The sequence below is a fragment of the Saccharopolyspora sp. NPDC003752 genome, assembly GCF_053605825.1.
This window is the reverse complement of sequence record NZ_JBSGJZ010000012.1, coordinates 1-14,149: the sequence shown is the minus strand read 5'-3', so window position 1 is coordinate 14,149 and position 14,149 is coordinate 1. Positions and strand designations below refer to the sequence as shown.

15 protein-coding genes are annotated in these 14,149 nt (G+C 68.6%); 11 read left to right on the top strand and 4 right to left on the bottom strand.

Going from position 1 to position 14,149, the window contains the following annotated elements; all coding sequences use genetic code 11:
- Window positions 1-99 precede the first annotated feature (99 nt).
- The 3 genes from ACWEV3_RS17510 to ACWEV3_RS17500 all read left to right on the top strand — a co-directional run bounded on the left by ACWEV3_RS17510 (window position 100) and on the right by ACWEV3_RS17500 (window position 1,958).
- Window positions 100-366, top strand: coding sequence for a hypothetical protein (locus ACWEV3_RS17510; RefSeq protein ID WP_452614857.1), 267 nt, complete (start codon window positions 100-102; stop codon window positions 364-366).
- A 155-nt stretch (window positions 367-521) separates the two neighbouring features.
- Window positions 522-809, top strand: coding sequence for a hypothetical protein (locus ACWEV3_RS17505; RefSeq protein ID WP_452614856.1), 288 nt, complete (start codon window positions 522-524; stop codon window positions 807-809).
- Window positions 810-983: 174 nt separating this feature from the next.
- A complete protein-coding gene (locus ACWEV3_RS17500; RefSeq protein WP_452615012.1) occupies window positions 984-1,958 on the top strand; it encodes a TIGR03557 family F420-dependent LLM class oxidoreductase in 975 nt (324 codons plus the stop codon).
- On the opposite strand, the gene ACWEV3_RS17495 is transcribed toward ACWEV3_RS17500, so the two are convergent.
- A complete protein-coding gene (locus tag ACWEV3_RS17495) occupies window positions 1,852-2,310 on the bottom strand; it encodes a monovalent cation/H(+) antiporter subunit G (RefSeq protein WP_452615011.1) in 459 nt (152 codons plus the stop codon). The genes ACWEV3_RS17500 and ACWEV3_RS17495 overlap by 107 nt on opposite strands.
- Window positions 2,311-2,458: 148 nt before the next feature.
- Here ACWEV3_RS17495 and ACWEV3_RS17490 point away from each other — a divergent pair, with 148 nt between their 5' ends.
- The 5 genes from ACWEV3_RS17490 to ACWEV3_RS17470 all read left to right on the top strand — a co-directional run bounded on the left by ACWEV3_RS17490 (window position 2,459) and on the right by ACWEV3_RS17470 (window position 7,565).
- Window positions 2,459-3,034, top strand: a complete 576-nt coding sequence (locus ACWEV3_RS17490; RefSeq protein ID WP_452615010.1) for a proton-conducting transporter transmembrane domain-containing protein — start codon at window positions 2,459-2,461, stop codon at window positions 3,032-3,034.
- A 215-nt stretch (window positions 3,035-3,249) separates the two neighbouring features.
- A complete protein-coding gene (locus tag ACWEV3_RS17485) occupies window positions 3,250-4,665 on the top strand; it encodes an MFS transporter (RefSeq protein WP_452614855.1) in 1,416 nt (471 codons plus the stop codon).
- A gap of 171 nt (window positions 4,666-4,836) precedes the next feature.
- Window positions 4,837-5,577, top strand: a complete 741-nt coding sequence (locus tag ACWEV3_RS17480; protein ID WP_452614854.1) for an alpha/beta fold hydrolase — start codon at window positions 4,837-4,839, stop codon at window positions 5,575-5,577.
- Window positions 5,574-6,959, top strand: coding sequence for a hypothetical protein (locus ACWEV3_RS17475; protein ID WP_452614853.1), 1,386 nt, complete (start codon window positions 5,574-5,576; stop codon window positions 6,957-6,959). Before ACWEV3_RS17480 ends, ACWEV3_RS17475 begins: the two co-directional genes overlap by 4 nt.
- Window positions 6,960-7,214: 255 nt before the next feature.
- On the top strand, window positions 7,215-7,565 hold the full coding sequence (locus ACWEV3_RS17470) for a hypothetical protein (protein ID WP_452614852.1): 351 nt from the start codon (window positions 7,215-7,217) through the stop codon (window positions 7,563-7,565).
- Window positions 7,566-7,621: 56 nt separating this feature from the next.
- Here ACWEV3_RS17470 and ACWEV3_RS17465 read toward each other — a convergent pair whose 3' ends face one another.
- Window positions 7,622-9,562, bottom strand: a complete 1,941-nt coding sequence (locus ACWEV3_RS17465; protein WP_452614851.1) for an aconitate hydratase — start codon at window positions 9,560-9,562, stop codon at window positions 7,622-7,624.
- A gap of 162 nt (window positions 9,563-9,724) precedes the next feature.
- Here ACWEV3_RS17465 and ACWEV3_RS17460 point away from each other — a divergent pair, with 162 nt between their 5' ends.
- Together ACWEV3_RS17460 and ACWEV3_RS17455 are read left to right on the top strand one after the other, a co-directional pair.
- Window positions 9,725-10,591, top strand: coding sequence for an SDR family oxidoreductase (locus tag ACWEV3_RS17460; RefSeq protein ID WP_452614850.1), 867 nt, complete (start codon window positions 9,725-9,727; stop codon window positions 10,589-10,591).
- 32 nt (window positions 10,592-10,623) lie between these two features.
- The gene (locus ACWEV3_RS17455) at window positions 10,624-11,811 is read left to right on the top strand and encodes a zinc-dependent alcohol dehydrogenase (RefSeq protein ID WP_452614849.1); all 1,188 of its coding nucleotides are present in this window, start codon (window positions 10,624-10,626) and stop codon (window positions 11,809-11,811) included.
- Between the two features lies 1 nt (window position 11,812).
- Here the strand turns inward: ACWEV3_RS17455 and ACWEV3_RS17450 are convergent, their stop codons facing one another.
- Together ACWEV3_RS17450 and ACWEV3_RS17445 are read right to left on the bottom strand one after the other, a co-directional pair.
- Window positions 11,813-11,965: a hypothetical protein gene (locus tag ACWEV3_RS17450; protein WP_452614848.1), complete on the bottom strand. Its 153-nt coding sequence runs from the start codon at window positions 11,963-11,965 to the stop codon at window positions 11,813-11,815.
- 80 nt (window positions 11,966-12,045) lie between these two features.
- Entirely contained in the window at window positions 12,046-12,864 is an 819-nt protein-coding gene (locus ACWEV3_RS17445; protein WP_452614847.1) for a DUF1206 domain-containing protein, read from the bottom strand.
- 238 nt (window positions 12,865-13,102) lie between these two features.
- Here ACWEV3_RS17445 and ACWEV3_RS17440 point away from each other — a divergent pair, with 238 nt between their 5' ends.
- Window positions 13,103-13,438 (top strand): plasmid stabilization protein, encoded by a 336-nt coding sequence (locus ACWEV3_RS17440; protein WP_358504853.1) that lies wholly within the window; start codon window positions 13,103-13,105, stop codon window positions 13,436-13,438.
- The last annotated feature ends 711 nt before the right edge of the window (window positions 13,439-14,149 follow it).

Genomic DNA, 14,149 nt, shown 5'->3' with positions numbered 1-14,149 from the left:
CCGTCGTCATGGCTCGTTCCCCGAAGCGCGGACTCAAGTAGGGGCAGCCTGACTGCCGATGGGACAGGTATGGGACACGGCAGGCAACCCCGCGGGACGGTGCCGGATCCGGAACTGCTGGCGCAGGTCCGCAACCTGGCGGAGGTGGCGGCCGGTCTCGCTCCGGCCGCGGCCGCAGCCGCGTTCGAGGTGCTGCTGGACGTTCACGGAAGGGCGGACGTCGAGGCCGCCGTGCGCCAGGTGGCCGGCCTCGATCGCGCCGATCTGGCCGCGTCGGCCGGTGAGGTGGTGGAGGGCTGCGTCGTGGCCAGCACGGACGTTTCCCGTGCCTCCGCTGCCCCTGGTCAGAGGCGCGTAGGCCGGTGAGCCCGCATGCGGGGTCGAAGCGAAGATCGCGACCTTCGTTCTGGTTATTCCTGCTGTGGCTTCCGGGCCCACGAGCTGACCGATGATCGGTTCCCGCAGCGGGGTCGAGCCAAGTGGGTGCTGGGCTACTGGCTGTCGTCGCCGCGGCGCGTCCGGTGCTGGTCTTGGGCTTGCTTGCGGGCTCGTTCCTGCTGGACCGCCCGGGCTTGTTCCGGGCTGGCGGTGCCTTCTGCCACGGAGACTTCAGCGTCGATCAGGCGCTGTTCTCGCTCGTCGGCTCGATCAGCTCTGAGTTGTTCGTCGGGATCTGGGCGGTCGGTGCGCATCGGGTGTTCCCGGTGGCCGTCAGGTGGACCCGGTTCGACGAGATACTCACGGCTCGCCTTCTCCTAGTGGGTGGAAACGACGTTCCTCTCTTGACTTTCCCGTTCGGGAAGTTGTGAAACTCGTGCCGAACGTGAGCTCCGGCCAGCCAACCCGCCACCTCGATCTCGACCTGGGCCTGGCGGCCAGCAACGCATACCGCACTTCCTCGCGGCCGAAAAATCACTTATCCACAGTGGATGGATGTGGTCGACACGCACATACCGGGGTGGCGTGCCAGCCTGGGTGGCATGGTGCGATTCGGATGCACGCTGTTGACCGAGCAGTCCGGTCCTCGGGAACTGGTTGCGCATTCCGCGGCGGCTGAGCGTGCGGGCTTCGACTTCGAGGTGATCAGCGACCACTACTTCCCCTGGCTGGACGAGCAGGGGCATTCGCCGTACGCCTGGAGCGTTCTCGGGGCGATCACGCAGGCTACCGAGCGGGTCGAATTGATGACCTTCGTGACCGCGCCGATCATCCGCTACCACCCGGCGGTCGTCGCGCAGAAGAGCGCCACCGTCGGGTTGTTGTCCGACAACCGGTTCACGCTCGGCGTCGGCGCGGGGGAGAACCTCAACGAGCACATCGTCGGCCGCGGCTGGCCACCGGCCAACGTGCGGCACGAGATGCTCGCCGAGGCGCTGCACATCATCGGCGCGCTCTTCGACGGCGGTTACGTCAACCACGCCGGTGCGCACTACCGGGTCGATTCGGCCAAGTTGTGGGACCTGCCGTCGCAGCGGGTTCCGGTGGCCACCGCGATCTCGGGGACGCAGTCGATCCAGCAGTTCGCGCCGCTGTCCGATGCGATGATCGCCGTCGAACCGAGCAGCCGGCTGTGCCAGGAATGGGATTCCGCCGCACCGAACGGAGCGTCCCGCAAGATCGGGCAGATCCCGGTCGCGTGGGGACCTGACCGCGATGCCGCCGCCGCGCGCGCCTGGGAGCAGTTCCGCTGGTTCGCCGGGGGGTGGAAGGTCAACGCCGAGCTGCCCGGCCCGGCCGCGTTCGCCGCCGCCACCCAGTTCGTGCGCCCCGAGGACATCACGGCCAGCATCCCGTGCGGTCCCGAGGTCGCTCCGATCGTCGAGTCCGCGGCGGCTTTCTGGGAGGCCGGCTTCACCGACATCGCGCTGGTCCAGATCGACGTCGATGCCGACCCGTCCGGGTTCTTCGACTTCGCACAGCGCCAACTCCTCCCCGCGCTGCGTGCAGCCGCGCCTTGAGCACCGGCACGATTCGACCATCCTCATGGGACACGTCAACCTCGTCTCGTGTGTAGGGATTGGCGCTCGTGGTTGCCGGGTATCCTGTGCGGACAACGCATTCGGCCCGGGCGCCGAAGCCGGTGTCGGCAGCTCGTGCCCGGGCGATCGCGTGCCCGATCGCCACCTGCACCACTGGGCCGGTCACCGCGATCGCGGCCGTGGTGGCGATGACCAGCACGGCGCTTAGCGACACCCCGGAATCCAACGCCACCGCGACGCCGATCACCGGTGCTCCCAGCGATGTCACGGGCGCCAACAAGTGCAGACGCGACAGCGGCTCGCGCACGAATGCGGCGGCGATCGAGAACATCACCACGACCGCGACGCCGAGGATGAGCAGCGCCTGGCTGAGCAGTCCCATCATCGCCTCCTGAGCAGGCGGGCGCCGCCAATCAGGTTCTCCGACATGACCGCGGTGCTGGTCCTCATCGCCTTGGTCTTGCTCGCCGTGGGCGGTACTGCGGTCGTGCTGGCCGGCGACCCGGACCGCCAGGCGATCACTGGCCTACTCCACGATCGCCCACATGGGGTTGTTCCTGGCGGCCCTGTCCGCGGTCCTGGCCACGGCCGGTGTGCTGCTGTTCGTTGTCGCGCACGCGGGGATCAAGGCGATGTTGTTCCTGATAGTCGGCGTGCTGCTGGACCAGCACGGCACGGTCGACGAAGCCGAGCTGCACGGACTTGTGCCGGTCTTCCCCGATGTCGCGGGCGCATTTGCCCTCGCCGCCGGGCAAGTGCGCAACGGTGCCGCTTACTCCGCACAGGTGCTCGGTGATGGCGGGAGCGCCGTGATCCCGGTCGTGGCACCACATTGGACCGCTACCGGGATCGGGCTGTCGTTGCTGTCGACAGGATTGGCGGTCGCCCTCGCCGCACTGGCGGTTCGTCCGCCGCCCATTCCTCGCGTGCTCGGGCCGATTTCGCGGCGCTGCATCGACGTCCTGCACGAGGTGCACTCCGGACACGTCGGCGACTACGTCGCCTGGCTCCTGCTCGGCGTCACGGTCCTCGCTGCGCTCGTCCTGCTCGGCTGAGCACATCGACGCGAGGTGTGGGAGAGGGCGAAGCGGGGTAGTTCAACGAAGACGACTCCCGGGGGACGCCGAGCCGCCCGGCGGCTCCGGTGCGGGCGGAGCGGCCGTTCAGTGGGGTGCACGAGGCAGGAGAAGCCGTTCGACGGTCTACCTGGAGGCCCGGATCCTGCGCTTCCGGTGCAGCAGTGAGCCGTTGATGCGGGTGGGGGCTTGGTATGGAGGCGACCGACGGACGGCGTGATCGGCCCGGGAGCCGTGGTGGCGAGCCGAAAGCGACCATTGTGGACGAACGGCAGGCCAGGCGGGCCGTCGCCGCGGCCGCCGTCGGCAACACCGTGGAGTGGTTCGACTTCGGCGTCTACAGCTACATCGCCGTCGTCATCAGCCAGGTCTTCTTCCCGCCCACCAGCTCGACCGCGCAACTGCTGTCCACCTTCGCCACGTTCGCGGTGGCGTTCCTGGTCCGGCCGCTGGGCGGGTTCTTCTTCGGGCCGCTCGGCGACCGCATCGGCCGCCGGAAGGTGCTGGCCACCACCATGGTCACGATGGCGTTGGGGACGCTGGCGATCGGGCTGATCCCGAGCTACGCCACGATCGGGGTCTGGGCGCCGGTGCTGCTGCTGGTGGCCCGGCTCGTGCAGGGCTTCTCCACCGGCGGCGAGTACGGCGGCGCGGCCACCTTCGTGTCGGAGTACTCGCCGGACCGGCGGCGCGGGTTCATGGCCAGCTGGCTGGAATTCGGCACGATGACCGGCTATTCGCTGGGCGCCGCGCTCGTCACGGTGCTCACCGTCACGATGACCCCGCAGGACCTCACGACCTGGGGGTGGCGGATCCCGTTCCTGGTGGCCGGCCCGCTCGGGATCATCGGGCTGTACCTGCGCTTCCGGCTGGAGGAGACGCCCGCGTACCGTACGACCTCCGGCGACGAGCAGCCGCAGGCGGCGGCGACCTGGCGCAGCCTGCGCACCATCTTCGGCAGCCACTGGCGGTCGATGCTGAAGTGCATCGGGCTGGTGCTGGTGTTCAACGTGACCAACTACCTGCTCACCGCCTACATGCCCACCTACCTCTCGGCCGTGCTCGGCTTTCAGCACACCAGCTCGCTGGCCCTGGTGCTGGTGGCGATGGTGCTGGTGATGGGCCTGATCGTGGCGCTGGGCCGGTTCTCCGACCGCATCGGCCGGCTGCCCATCGCCGGGTTCGGCAGCGTCGCGCTGATCGTGCTGTCGTTCCCGGCGTTCCTGCTGATCGGCCAGGGCAGCGTGGCGGCGGTGCTGGGCGGCCTGCTGATCATCGGCCTGACGCTGATCTGCTTCAGCAGCACGATGCCTTCGACGCTGCCGGCGCTGTTCCCGACCGAGATCCGCTACGGCGCCGTGTCGGTCGGGTTCAACATCTCGGTCGCGCTGTTCGGCGGCACCACGCCGCTGGTCGCCGAAGCGCTCGTCGCGGCTACCGGCATGAAGGTGGTTCCGGCGTTCCTGCTCGTCGCGGCCGGAGCGGTGGGCCTGGTCGCGGTGCTCTCCACGCGCGAACCCGCGGGCCGCGCACTCCCCGGGGAACGGCCCGCCGCGACCGACCGCGCGGAGGCGCAGCAGCGCGTCGAGGAAGAGCGCGACCAGGAGTGAGGTTGGACGCTGTGGCTGATCAGGCAGACAGCGGCGGCACATCCGCCGGCTGCTCTGCCCGTTGGGTGCGATCGAGGCGTCAGATCGTCCCTGCCTCCCGCAGCGGGCCCTGATTCGTCGCCTGTGCGGGGGCAGCGTATGCAGAGCCCTGAGGTGGGGTAGCCCCTGGAGATGGAGCAGGAGCTCACGGACATCGGAGGCACTGTGCTGGCCTCGTGGCACGTTGCCGGCGAATCGCCACCAGCTGTGTGCCTTCATGGAGCTGGGGTGTCCAGCAGGGAGATGCTCCCCCTCCTGTCAGCACTGCACGGCAAGCGTGCGGCGTGGTCGGTGGACCTGCCAGGCTACGGGGCTAGCGAGCCCGTACGCGCGCCGATTGAGATCGGTGTGCTCGCCGACGCTCTTGTCCTGTTCCTCGACACCACTTTCGCTTCTCCTGTCCACCTGCTGGGTTGTTCCTCGGGATGCCAGGTCGCCGTTGATCTGGCCGTGCGATATCCCGAACACGTTCGCGGCTTGGTGCTGGTAGGCCCCACGGTCGATGCCCGGGCTCGGTCGTTCCCGCGTCAGCTCTGGCGTTGGGTGCGCAACGGCGTCCACGAGCCGCGTGGACTGGGAGCCCTGGTCCGCCGTGACTACCGGGACGCCGGGCCACGGCGGGTAGCAGCAGCGTTTCGGGCAGCCCTGTGCGATCCGATCGAGGACAAGCTGCCGAAGGTTCAACAGCCAACGTTGGTCGTGCGCGGCGAGTACGACAGGATGGTTCCGAACGACTGGGCGGAGGAAGTCACCCGCCTGCTTCCCCAGGGGAGGCTGCGGACCTGGCCAGGAGCCGCTCACATGGTTCCCTTCGCCGACCCGTCCGGTCTGGCCGACGCACTCGATGAATTCGTCTCGGAGGTGCAGCGGTGAAGCCTGGGCGAGCAGTGGCCTCTTTCGACTCGACCACGGGTCTCCTTCGAGGGCTGTCCCGCTACCTCGCCGGTAGCGATGCGCCGTTGCTCGGCCAGCTGCCGGGTGCTCTCGAACCGGTGATGAGTGCTCTGATGGTAGGCGTCAACCGGATGCCGCACGGGCTGGCTGATCGCGTGTACGCCTTGAGCGGCATTTCGGAGGCGATACCGCAGCGGCGGCTGAGCGAGGTGAGCTCTGATGCCCTGGCCGAGTGGATCGCCGAGCACTACCCCAAGCGCCAGTACCCGGTCATCTTCCTTGGATCCTCCAACGGAGCTGCGGTACATCTGGCTGCCGCGCTCGGTGCTCCGTGGCTTCCGCAAACGGTCTTGCTTCCGGTGCGCAGGAGTGGGGTCGACCGAGACGCGCCCCGTGCGGAAATGGCGGCCGGCCGTGAAGCGGGGCGGCAACTGCTCGATGCGAATCCCCACCTGGGGCTGCACCACATGCACGACCCCAACCAGGACCGGCTCATGATCACCGGCATGTCCTACTTCCGCGTGAAGTGGCTGCGACTACCGGACGCGTACCGGCGCTTCATTCGCGAACGGCTAGCACCCGGCGGAGTGGTCGTCAGCGTCGAGTGCGGCCTGCAGTGGCCGGCAACCGAAGTCGGAGAACGCCACCACTTCCAGTTCGGTGCCCTCGGCGGCGCCACCGAAGAGGAGTACCACCGCGGCGGCCCACGGGTCGCGGACTTGCTCCGGCGTTACGGTGCCGTCCGTCGTCGCTGGGATCCGCCTCCGTGGGACACCTACCTACCCGAAGCCGAGTGGGGCTTCGAAGAGTCCTGGCTCGCGGACGTTGAAGATGTGGCAGCAGGATCGCTGCGCCGGGTGCGTTTCGATCACCCCGAGCGGATGAGCCCGGTGGTCGCCGAGGTGTACCGCGCCTGGTACGACCAGAACGGGATACCTACCGAGCGGCTGTTGTTCGACTGCTTCCTCCTGGTCGAGCCGTGGTGGACGGTGCGAACGGGATCAATACCGTTCTGGCTCGCTTTCAACTCGGAGAACTCGCTCAGCGCAGCGCACTCCTACTTGGACCGAACAGGGGCCCCCGACGAAATTCGCCTGATGCTCTTCTCCCACGGGACCGAGTCGATCGGGCTCGCACCGATCGACAGCTGGGAGAAGCTGACCGCGCGCGCCCGCAAAGTCGGCGCACTGGTCGGAGTGGACCGCGAGGCGTTTCCCAGGGATTTCGCGGTGTTCGCCCGAGCCCACCGCGAGCTCGCACGGACGCGACACCTGTACCCGATCCCCGCCCCGATGCCGTGGGAACACGCTGAAGCGCTGATGCGCCGGCACGTCGACCACACCTTCTCCGTCGAGCCGTAGCTCCGCGCCTTCGTCCAGCCACCCGGGCTGATCTCGCACCGTGCCGGTGCTGCCGTTTTCGGGTTGCCCTCCGCGCATCGAGGGTCAGCCACCCGAGCTTCACGCTGATTCGCGTGCGGGAAGCTTTCCACAGAAAGGGCGCTACCGGTCGTCCCATTCCCGGCGTTCCCGGTGGAAGGCCGGGCGCTGAGCGGCGCGTCAAGCATGATCCGGCCGGGAACGGGGAACGCCTGTAGCTGTTGCGAAGGAGGAGAGATGGCCCCGCATGAGCTTCCCCTCATCGATTACGACAGCGTACCGGTCGGCTCCCTGCAGCACCGGATCCGGTCGTTGGACGGCGAGCAGATCCAGCAGCTGCTGGACTACGAGCGCGTGCACAACAACCGGGTTCAAGTGGTGGAGGTGCTGGAAAACCGGTTGCAGGAGTTGCGGGAGGGCGCGACGCCGTCGGGCGGGACGCAGGAGGCGCAGCCGGTGGAGACCGAGGACACCCCCGGGGGCTCCCCGGTCGAGCCCAGCGGCTCGCCGGAGCCGATGCACCCGCCGCGGCACGGCATCGGCGGGCTTCCCGGCAAGCCCAAGGCGGATCGCCCGCGGAAGCAGTGAGCCCCGCCGCAGACCGGCCCGGCTCCCTCGCGCTATTCGCGAACAGCCACCGCGGTTCAGGTTCGGCGAGAAGCCAGCAGCGGGATCACGCCGCCGGCGAGCACGGCTTCGACCTGTTGGGGCGAGAGCCGGTGGCGCACTCGGAAGGACCGGTTGCGCGTGGTGTTGCGCACGGTGATCTCGTCGCCGGCCGGTAGCGCGTTGCGCAAGTCGTCGAGGCGGAGCACGTCGTCGACCCCGACGTCCGCGTAGTCGCCGGGATCGGTGAACTCCAGCGGCACGATGCCGAAGTTGGCCAGGTTCTGCCAGTGGATTCGCGCGAAGGACTTCGCGATCACGACTCGCAGGCCGAGGTAGCGGGGCGTGATCGCGGCGTGTTCTCGCGATGAACCCTGGCCGTAGTTCTGTCCCGCGATCACGATGTGGCCGTCGGGGTGCTCCCGCGCGCGGCGGGGGTACGCGGTGTCGAGTCGCGCGAACGTGTGCTCGGCGAGCGCCGGGATGTTCGAGCGCAGCGGCAAGGCGCTGGCACCCGCCGGGGAGATCTCGTCCGTCGAGACGTTGTCGCCCGCTTTGAGCAGGACCGGTGCCGTCAACTCGTCGGGCAGCGGCGGGAATTCCGGTAGCGCCGAGATGTTGGTTCCCTTGATCAGCTCCACTGCCTCCGCTTGTTCCCGGGGGAGGGGTGGCACGAGCATTGCGGTGTTGACCGAAGCCTTCTCCGGAAGCTTGAGCTCCGGGTAGCTCTGGCCGAGGTCGCGGGGGTCGGTGATCACGCCGGTGAGCGCCGACGAAGCCGCCGTTTCGGGGGAGCACAACCACACCGAGTCCTCGCGCGTACCTGATCGGCCCGGGAAGTTCCGCGGGAACGTGCGCAGCGAGTTCGTGCCCACCGCGGGCGCCTGCCCCATGCCGATGCAGCCCATGCAGCCGGACTGGTGGATGCGCGCCCCGGCCGCTATCAGGTCGAACGTGGCGCCCGTGCGGGTCATGTCTTCGAGGATCTCCCGGGAGGTGGGGTTGATGTCGAAGCTGACCGAGTGGTCGGTCTGGCGGCCGCGGACGATCGCGGCGGCGATGGCGAAATCCCGCAAACCGGGATTGGCGGACGAGCCGATGACGACCTGGCTCACTTCGGTGCCGGCGACCTCGCGCACGGGCACCACGTTGTCCGGCGAGGAGGGCCGGGCGATCAGCGGCTCCAGATCGCTCAGGTCGATGTGCTCCTCGACGTCGTAGGCGGCGTCGGTGTCTGCGGCCAGGGGTGTGAAGTCGTCTTCGCGGCCTTCTGCGCGCAGGAAGGCCCGGACCGCCGAGTCGGCGGGGAACACCGTGGTGGTGGCGCCGAGTTCGGCGCCCATGTTGGCGATGACGTGCCGGTCCATCGCGGAGAGTCCGGCCAGCCCGGGGCCGTGGTACTCGATGATGCGGTTGACGCCGCCGGCGACCCCGTGCCGGCGCAACATCTCCAGGATCACGTCCTTCGCCGATACCCATGGCGGCAGTTCCCCGGTCAGCCGTACGCCCCAGACCTCGGGCATCCGGATCCGCAGCGGCTCGCCGGCGATCGCCAATGCCACTTCCAGGCCCCCGACGCCGATGGCGAGCATCCCCATCGAACCGGCAGCGCAGGTGTGGGAGTCGGAGCCGACCATCGCCTTCCCCGGCACACCGAAGCGCTGCATGTGCGTGGGGTGCGAAACTCCGTTGCCGGGCTTGGAGAACCAGAGGCCGTAGCGCCGGCTGGCGGACCGGAGGAACTCGTGGTCCTCGGCGTTCTTCTCGTCCGCCTGCAGCAGGTTGTGATCCACGTACTGCACGCTGACCTCGGTGCGGGCGCGCGTCAGACCGAGAGCTTCGAGTTCCTGCATGACCAGCGTGCCCGTGGCGTCCTGGGTCAACGTCTGGTCGACGGCGATCGCCACGTTCGATCCCGGCGACAGATCGCCGTCGACCAGGTGCGAGGCGATGAGCTTCTGGGCGAGGTTGCGGCCCACTCGACGACTCCCTTCCACCACGGATGGGCCCGAACTACCCGGCGCGTCGATCTGCAAAACACGGCTGCGAACTGCGCTTTCACCCTCAGTTTGCGGTCTGCCTTCCATGGGCAGCCCGGTAGTGCGTTTCCGGAGCGGACGATCGATGGTGAGGGCTTCGCGATGGCGGAATTGCCGAAGACAGCACGAGCGCAGCAGCAGCGCCCTCCAGGAACCACGCAGGCGATGCGGCCGCATCCCAGGGATGAGATGCGGGATTACGTCGGCGCGCACCACCTGATCGGCAAGCGCGCCCTCATCACCGGCGGTGATTCGGGGATCGGGCGCGCGGTGGCGATCGCGTTCGCGAAGGAAGGCGCGGATGTCGCGATCTCGTACCTCGACGAGATGGAGGACGAGGATGCCGAGCGCACGGCCGAACTCGTGCGGGAACAGGGCCGGTCCTGCTACCTCCACCGGGGCGACGTCGGCAGCGAGCGGTACTGCAACGAACTGGTCGAGGACGTCGTCGCGCAGCTGGGCGGGCTGGACGTGCTGGTGAACCACGCGGGAACGCAAGCGCCGCAGGACGATCTGACCGAGATCAGCAACGACCAGTTCGACAGGACCTTCAAGGTCAACGTCTACGCGATCTTCTGGTTGTGCAAGGCCGCGTTGAAGCATCTGCCGGACGGCGCGGCGATCATCAACACCGGCTCGGTGAACGGGCTGCGCGGGAACAAGGACCTGATGGACTACTCGGCGTCGAAGGGCGCCGTCCACGTGTTCACGCAGTCGCTCGCGCAGTCGCTGGTCGGCCGGCGCATCCGCGTCAACTGCGTGGCCCCCGGACCGGTGTGGACTCCGCTCATCCCGGCGACGCTGACCGAGGACAAGGTGGAGGGATTCGGCGAGCAGACCCCGATGGGGCGCATGGCCCATCCCGACGAGATCGCGCCGTCGTACGTCTTCTTCGCATCAGAGCGGCTTTCGAGCTACTACACCGGTGAAGTGCTGGCACCCGTCGGCGGCGAGACCCACCCCGGGTGACGCCGAACGGATCGACCACATCGGAGGTGCGCGTGAAGGCGCTCACTTGGCAGGGACCGCGCGATGTCCGGGTGACCGACGTGCCGGACCCGCGGCTGGAAGCCGCGACCGACGCGATCATCGCGGTGACCACCACCGGCATCTGCGGCTCCGACCTGCACCTGTACGAACTGCTCGGGCCGTTCCTGGAGCCGGGTGACGTGCTCGGGCACGAAGCCATGGGCATCGTCCAGGAGACGGGCTCCGAAGTCACCCACATCAAGCCCGGCGACCGCGTCGTGATCCCGTTCAACATCTCCTGCGGGCGCTGCTGGATGTGCCGCCGCGGGCTGTACGCCCAGTGCGAGACGACGCAGGTGCGCGAGCACGGCAGCGGTGCGGCGCTGTTCGGGTACACCAAGCTCTACGGCAGCGTGCCGGGCGGGCAGGCGGAGCTGTTGCGCGTGCCCCAGGCGCAGTTCGGCCCGATCAAGGTGCCCGACGGCCCACCGGACGAGCAGTTCGTCTACCTCTCGGACGTGCTGCCGACCGCATGGCAGGCGGTCGAGTACGCGGCCGTCCCGGAAGGGGGATCGGTCGTCGTGTTCGGCCTCGGCCCTATCGGGCAGATGAGCGCGCGGATCGCCGCCTTCAGGGGCGCCCGGGTGATCGGGGTGGACCTCGAACCGGACCGGCTGGAGATGGCCCTGCGGTACGGGATCGAGGTCATCGACGCCCGCGCGCACGACGACGTGCCTTCCGCGGTCCGCGCCATGACGGAGGGGCGCGGCGCGGATTCCGCCATCGACGCCGTGGGCATGGAGGCGCACGGTTCGCCCGGTGCGGAGTTCCTGCAGAAGCTGGTCAGCGCCCTTCCGGGCGCGGTCGCGGAGCCGATGATGACCAAGGCGGGCGTGGACAGGCTCACGGTCCTGCACCAGTGCATCGACGCGGTCCGGCGTGGCGGGACGATCTCGGTCAGCGGCGTCTACGCGGGCACCGCCGACCCGCTGCCGATGCTGGTGATGTTCGACAAGGGCGTGCGGGTGAGCATGGGGCAGGCCCATGTGAAGCGGTGGATCGGTGATCTGATGCCGCTGGTCCGGGACGAGGCGGACCCGCTCGGGGTGCGCGACCTCGCGACGCACCGGCTGCCGTTGGACGAGGCCCCGCACGGCTACGACATCTTCCAGCGGAAGGAGGATGGCGCGGTGAAGGTCCTGCTGCGCCCCGGCGATTAGATCAGGGCTGCTCGTCGAGGGCGAACGGCAGCAATTCCTTGCAGCGGTCGAACTTCTCGGTGAGTTCGTGGCGTTCGGTGTCGGACGCGATCGGCCGCCGGCTGCGGCCCGCCAACCGGTCACGACCCGCATAGCCGTCTCGCTCCGCGATCACCGGCTCGCGCGCCCGCCCGGGCGTACGGCATCGTCGTGTCTTCCGCGGACCTACCTGCTCGCCGTCCTGAGCAACCGCTACTACCTCCGGTGACTTCTCGCCGCCGCGAAGCAGAAGACGGCGAAGGCGACGAACCCGAAGGCGATCAGGCCCAGCGCCACCTTGCCGAGGGGGTAGCCGGACAGCAGGTGCAGAGCCAGATCCAGGCCTCCGGAGCGCCGGGGATCGCTGGACACGGCGGCAGCCGCGAAGAGGAACCCGATGCAGGCGTACGCAACGCCCTTCGCCACCCAGCCGACGACCCCGCACCGATTGACCCATGCCCGGGTTCTCGCCGAGAGCGGACGCAGGTTCAGGTCCTCCTCGAAACTGCGGATCACGCCGCGCCGGATGGTCGCGACGGCGACCACGAGCACCACCACGGCGACCACACCGACGACGAGCCGGCCGGCTGGCAGCACGAGGAGGTCGGCGGTCAGGCGTTGCTGCTGCGCGTTGCTCGTGCCGGCTCGGCCGCCGATGGACTGCCGTGCCGCGAGGACGCCGAGCCCGAGCGAAAGCACCGCGCGTCCAAGCGCCCCCGACTTCCGGGCCACGCGGGTGGCGCGGCTCGGCACCCAGCCGAATCCGATCGCCGCCATGATCAGCTGCGAGATGCCGAACGCGATCAAGCCGACCGCCAGGACCGCGAGAAGCAGGAAGCCGACGGGTTGCTGTGCGATCTTGCCGATCGCACCCTGCGGAGCCGGTTGCTCGTTCGGATCGCCGAGGGCTACTTCCACCGCGAGCCAGGCAATGATGATGTGGAGGAACCCGTAGCAAGACCAGCCCAGCACGCCCATCACGCGCACTGGAGCGCTCAGCTCGGACTGAAGTGCCCGACGGGCGAGACCGGCCACGGCGCCAACCCTAGGCTCGCCGGTACGGTCCCGCGACCGCCGCCGGGCACGTCGCCGGCTGGACTAGGCCGTTTGATTCCCAAGTCCCGGTGTTCGAGGAGTTCCCGCTCCTGCTGACCTGGGACGAAATGACCGGATAGGCTCTGCGGATCGACATCGACGGCCGTGGCCGGAAGGTGTTCTTCGTGTCGTTCGCGGGTAGCCGACGTGGTGGAAACCCTGTGAGGGGGTGCGAACGATGCCGCAGCAGACCTGGAACAAGAAGCAAGAGCGGCAGTACGAGCACATCAAGGAACAGGCTCAGGAACGCGGGTCGAGTGCCGGACGTGCGAAGGAGATCGCTGCGCGGACCGTGAACAAGGACCGGGCGCAGCAGGGGCAGGCACGGCAGCAGAGCAAGACGTCGACTCAGGACATGTCACCGCAGCGGCGAGGCGGGAAGCGGTCGGGCAAGCGGCAAGGTCCCGGTGGCCGGACCAAGCAGCAGCTGTACGACGACGCCCGCCGCCAGAACATCAAGGGCCGCTCGAAGATGACCAAGGAACAGCTGGAACGGGCGCTCAGCCGCAGCTGACCCAGGAAGTGGGGGCTTGTCCGCAGGAGGGCGCGGCACGGACGGCCGATCAGGTTTCGAGTGTCGAATTGCCGCGCCATCGCACCCAGCTCCATCTGGTGGGACCGCTCGCTCCCTCCCTACGATTTCTTGCCCGAGCGGTGATCATTGGGCTTCTCACCCTCCCGATGGCCCCAGCGACATGCATCGTCTGGCCGGTGCATGACGTCCTGCCGCAATTTCAATGGAAATCGGGCCTTCGATTTCCATTGAAATTGCGGCAGACCCGGTTCTCAGGAGGGGATCCGCTCGGGCTCGTGGTTTCGGGTCCGCTGGAGGTCTGTCCGTTCGTGAGCGTCTCGGGGAGTGGGGAGCTCTACCGGCCGCGTCGTCGTGGACACGATGCGGCGCGTGGCCACGGCACCGGCTTCCTCTGCCAGCACGGTACAGAACGCAGCCGCATATGCCTGCGGCGCGGCCATTGGCGCCACGTGATGGACATCTCGCCCTTTCAGCTCCAATGCGGCAGTGCGCCTCCAGCGGTTCACAGCGGACTCGGGGGTCACTCCTCGCTCGGTCCGCCCCCGGCGCAACTGGTGCAGAGCGCGTGCTGTTGCCGGTCCAAGCCGGTCCTCTTGCCGCGGAAGGTGAAGTGCGACTTGTCGTCGGCGCCTTCGCCGTCCCAGCCCTCGACGTCCACGATCACGATCTGACCCGGCTGGATCTCGCCGA

What these genes read in the sequence shown, in the direction of transcription:
- ACWEV3_RS17495 (WP_452615011.1), bottom strand. Translation starts at nt 2,310, where the DNA reads ATGTTCTCGATCGCCGCCGCATTCGTGCGCGAGCCGCTGTCGCGTCTG.
- ACWEV3_RS17470 (WP_452614852.1), top strand. Translation starts at nt 7,215, where the DNA reads ATGGCCCCGCATGAGCTTCCCCTCATCGATTACGACAGCGTACCGGTC.
- ACWEV3_RS17460 (WP_452614850.1), top strand. Translation starts at nt 9,725, where the DNA reads ATGGCGGAATTGCCGAAGACAGCACGAGCGCAGCAGCAGCGCCCTCCA.
- ACWEV3_RS17480 (WP_452614854.1), top strand. Translation starts at nt 4,837, where the DNA reads ATGGAGCAGGAGCTCACGGACATCGGAGGCACTGTGCTGGCCTCGTGG.
- ACWEV3_RS17485 (WP_452614855.1), top strand. Translation starts at nt 3,250, where the DNA reads ATGGAGGCGACCGACGGACGGCGTGATCGGCCCGGGAGCCGTGGTGGC.
- ACWEV3_RS17440 (WP_358504853.1), top strand. Translation starts at nt 13,103, where the DNA reads ATGCCGCAGCAGACCTGGAACAAGAAGCAAGAGCGGCAGTACGAGCAC.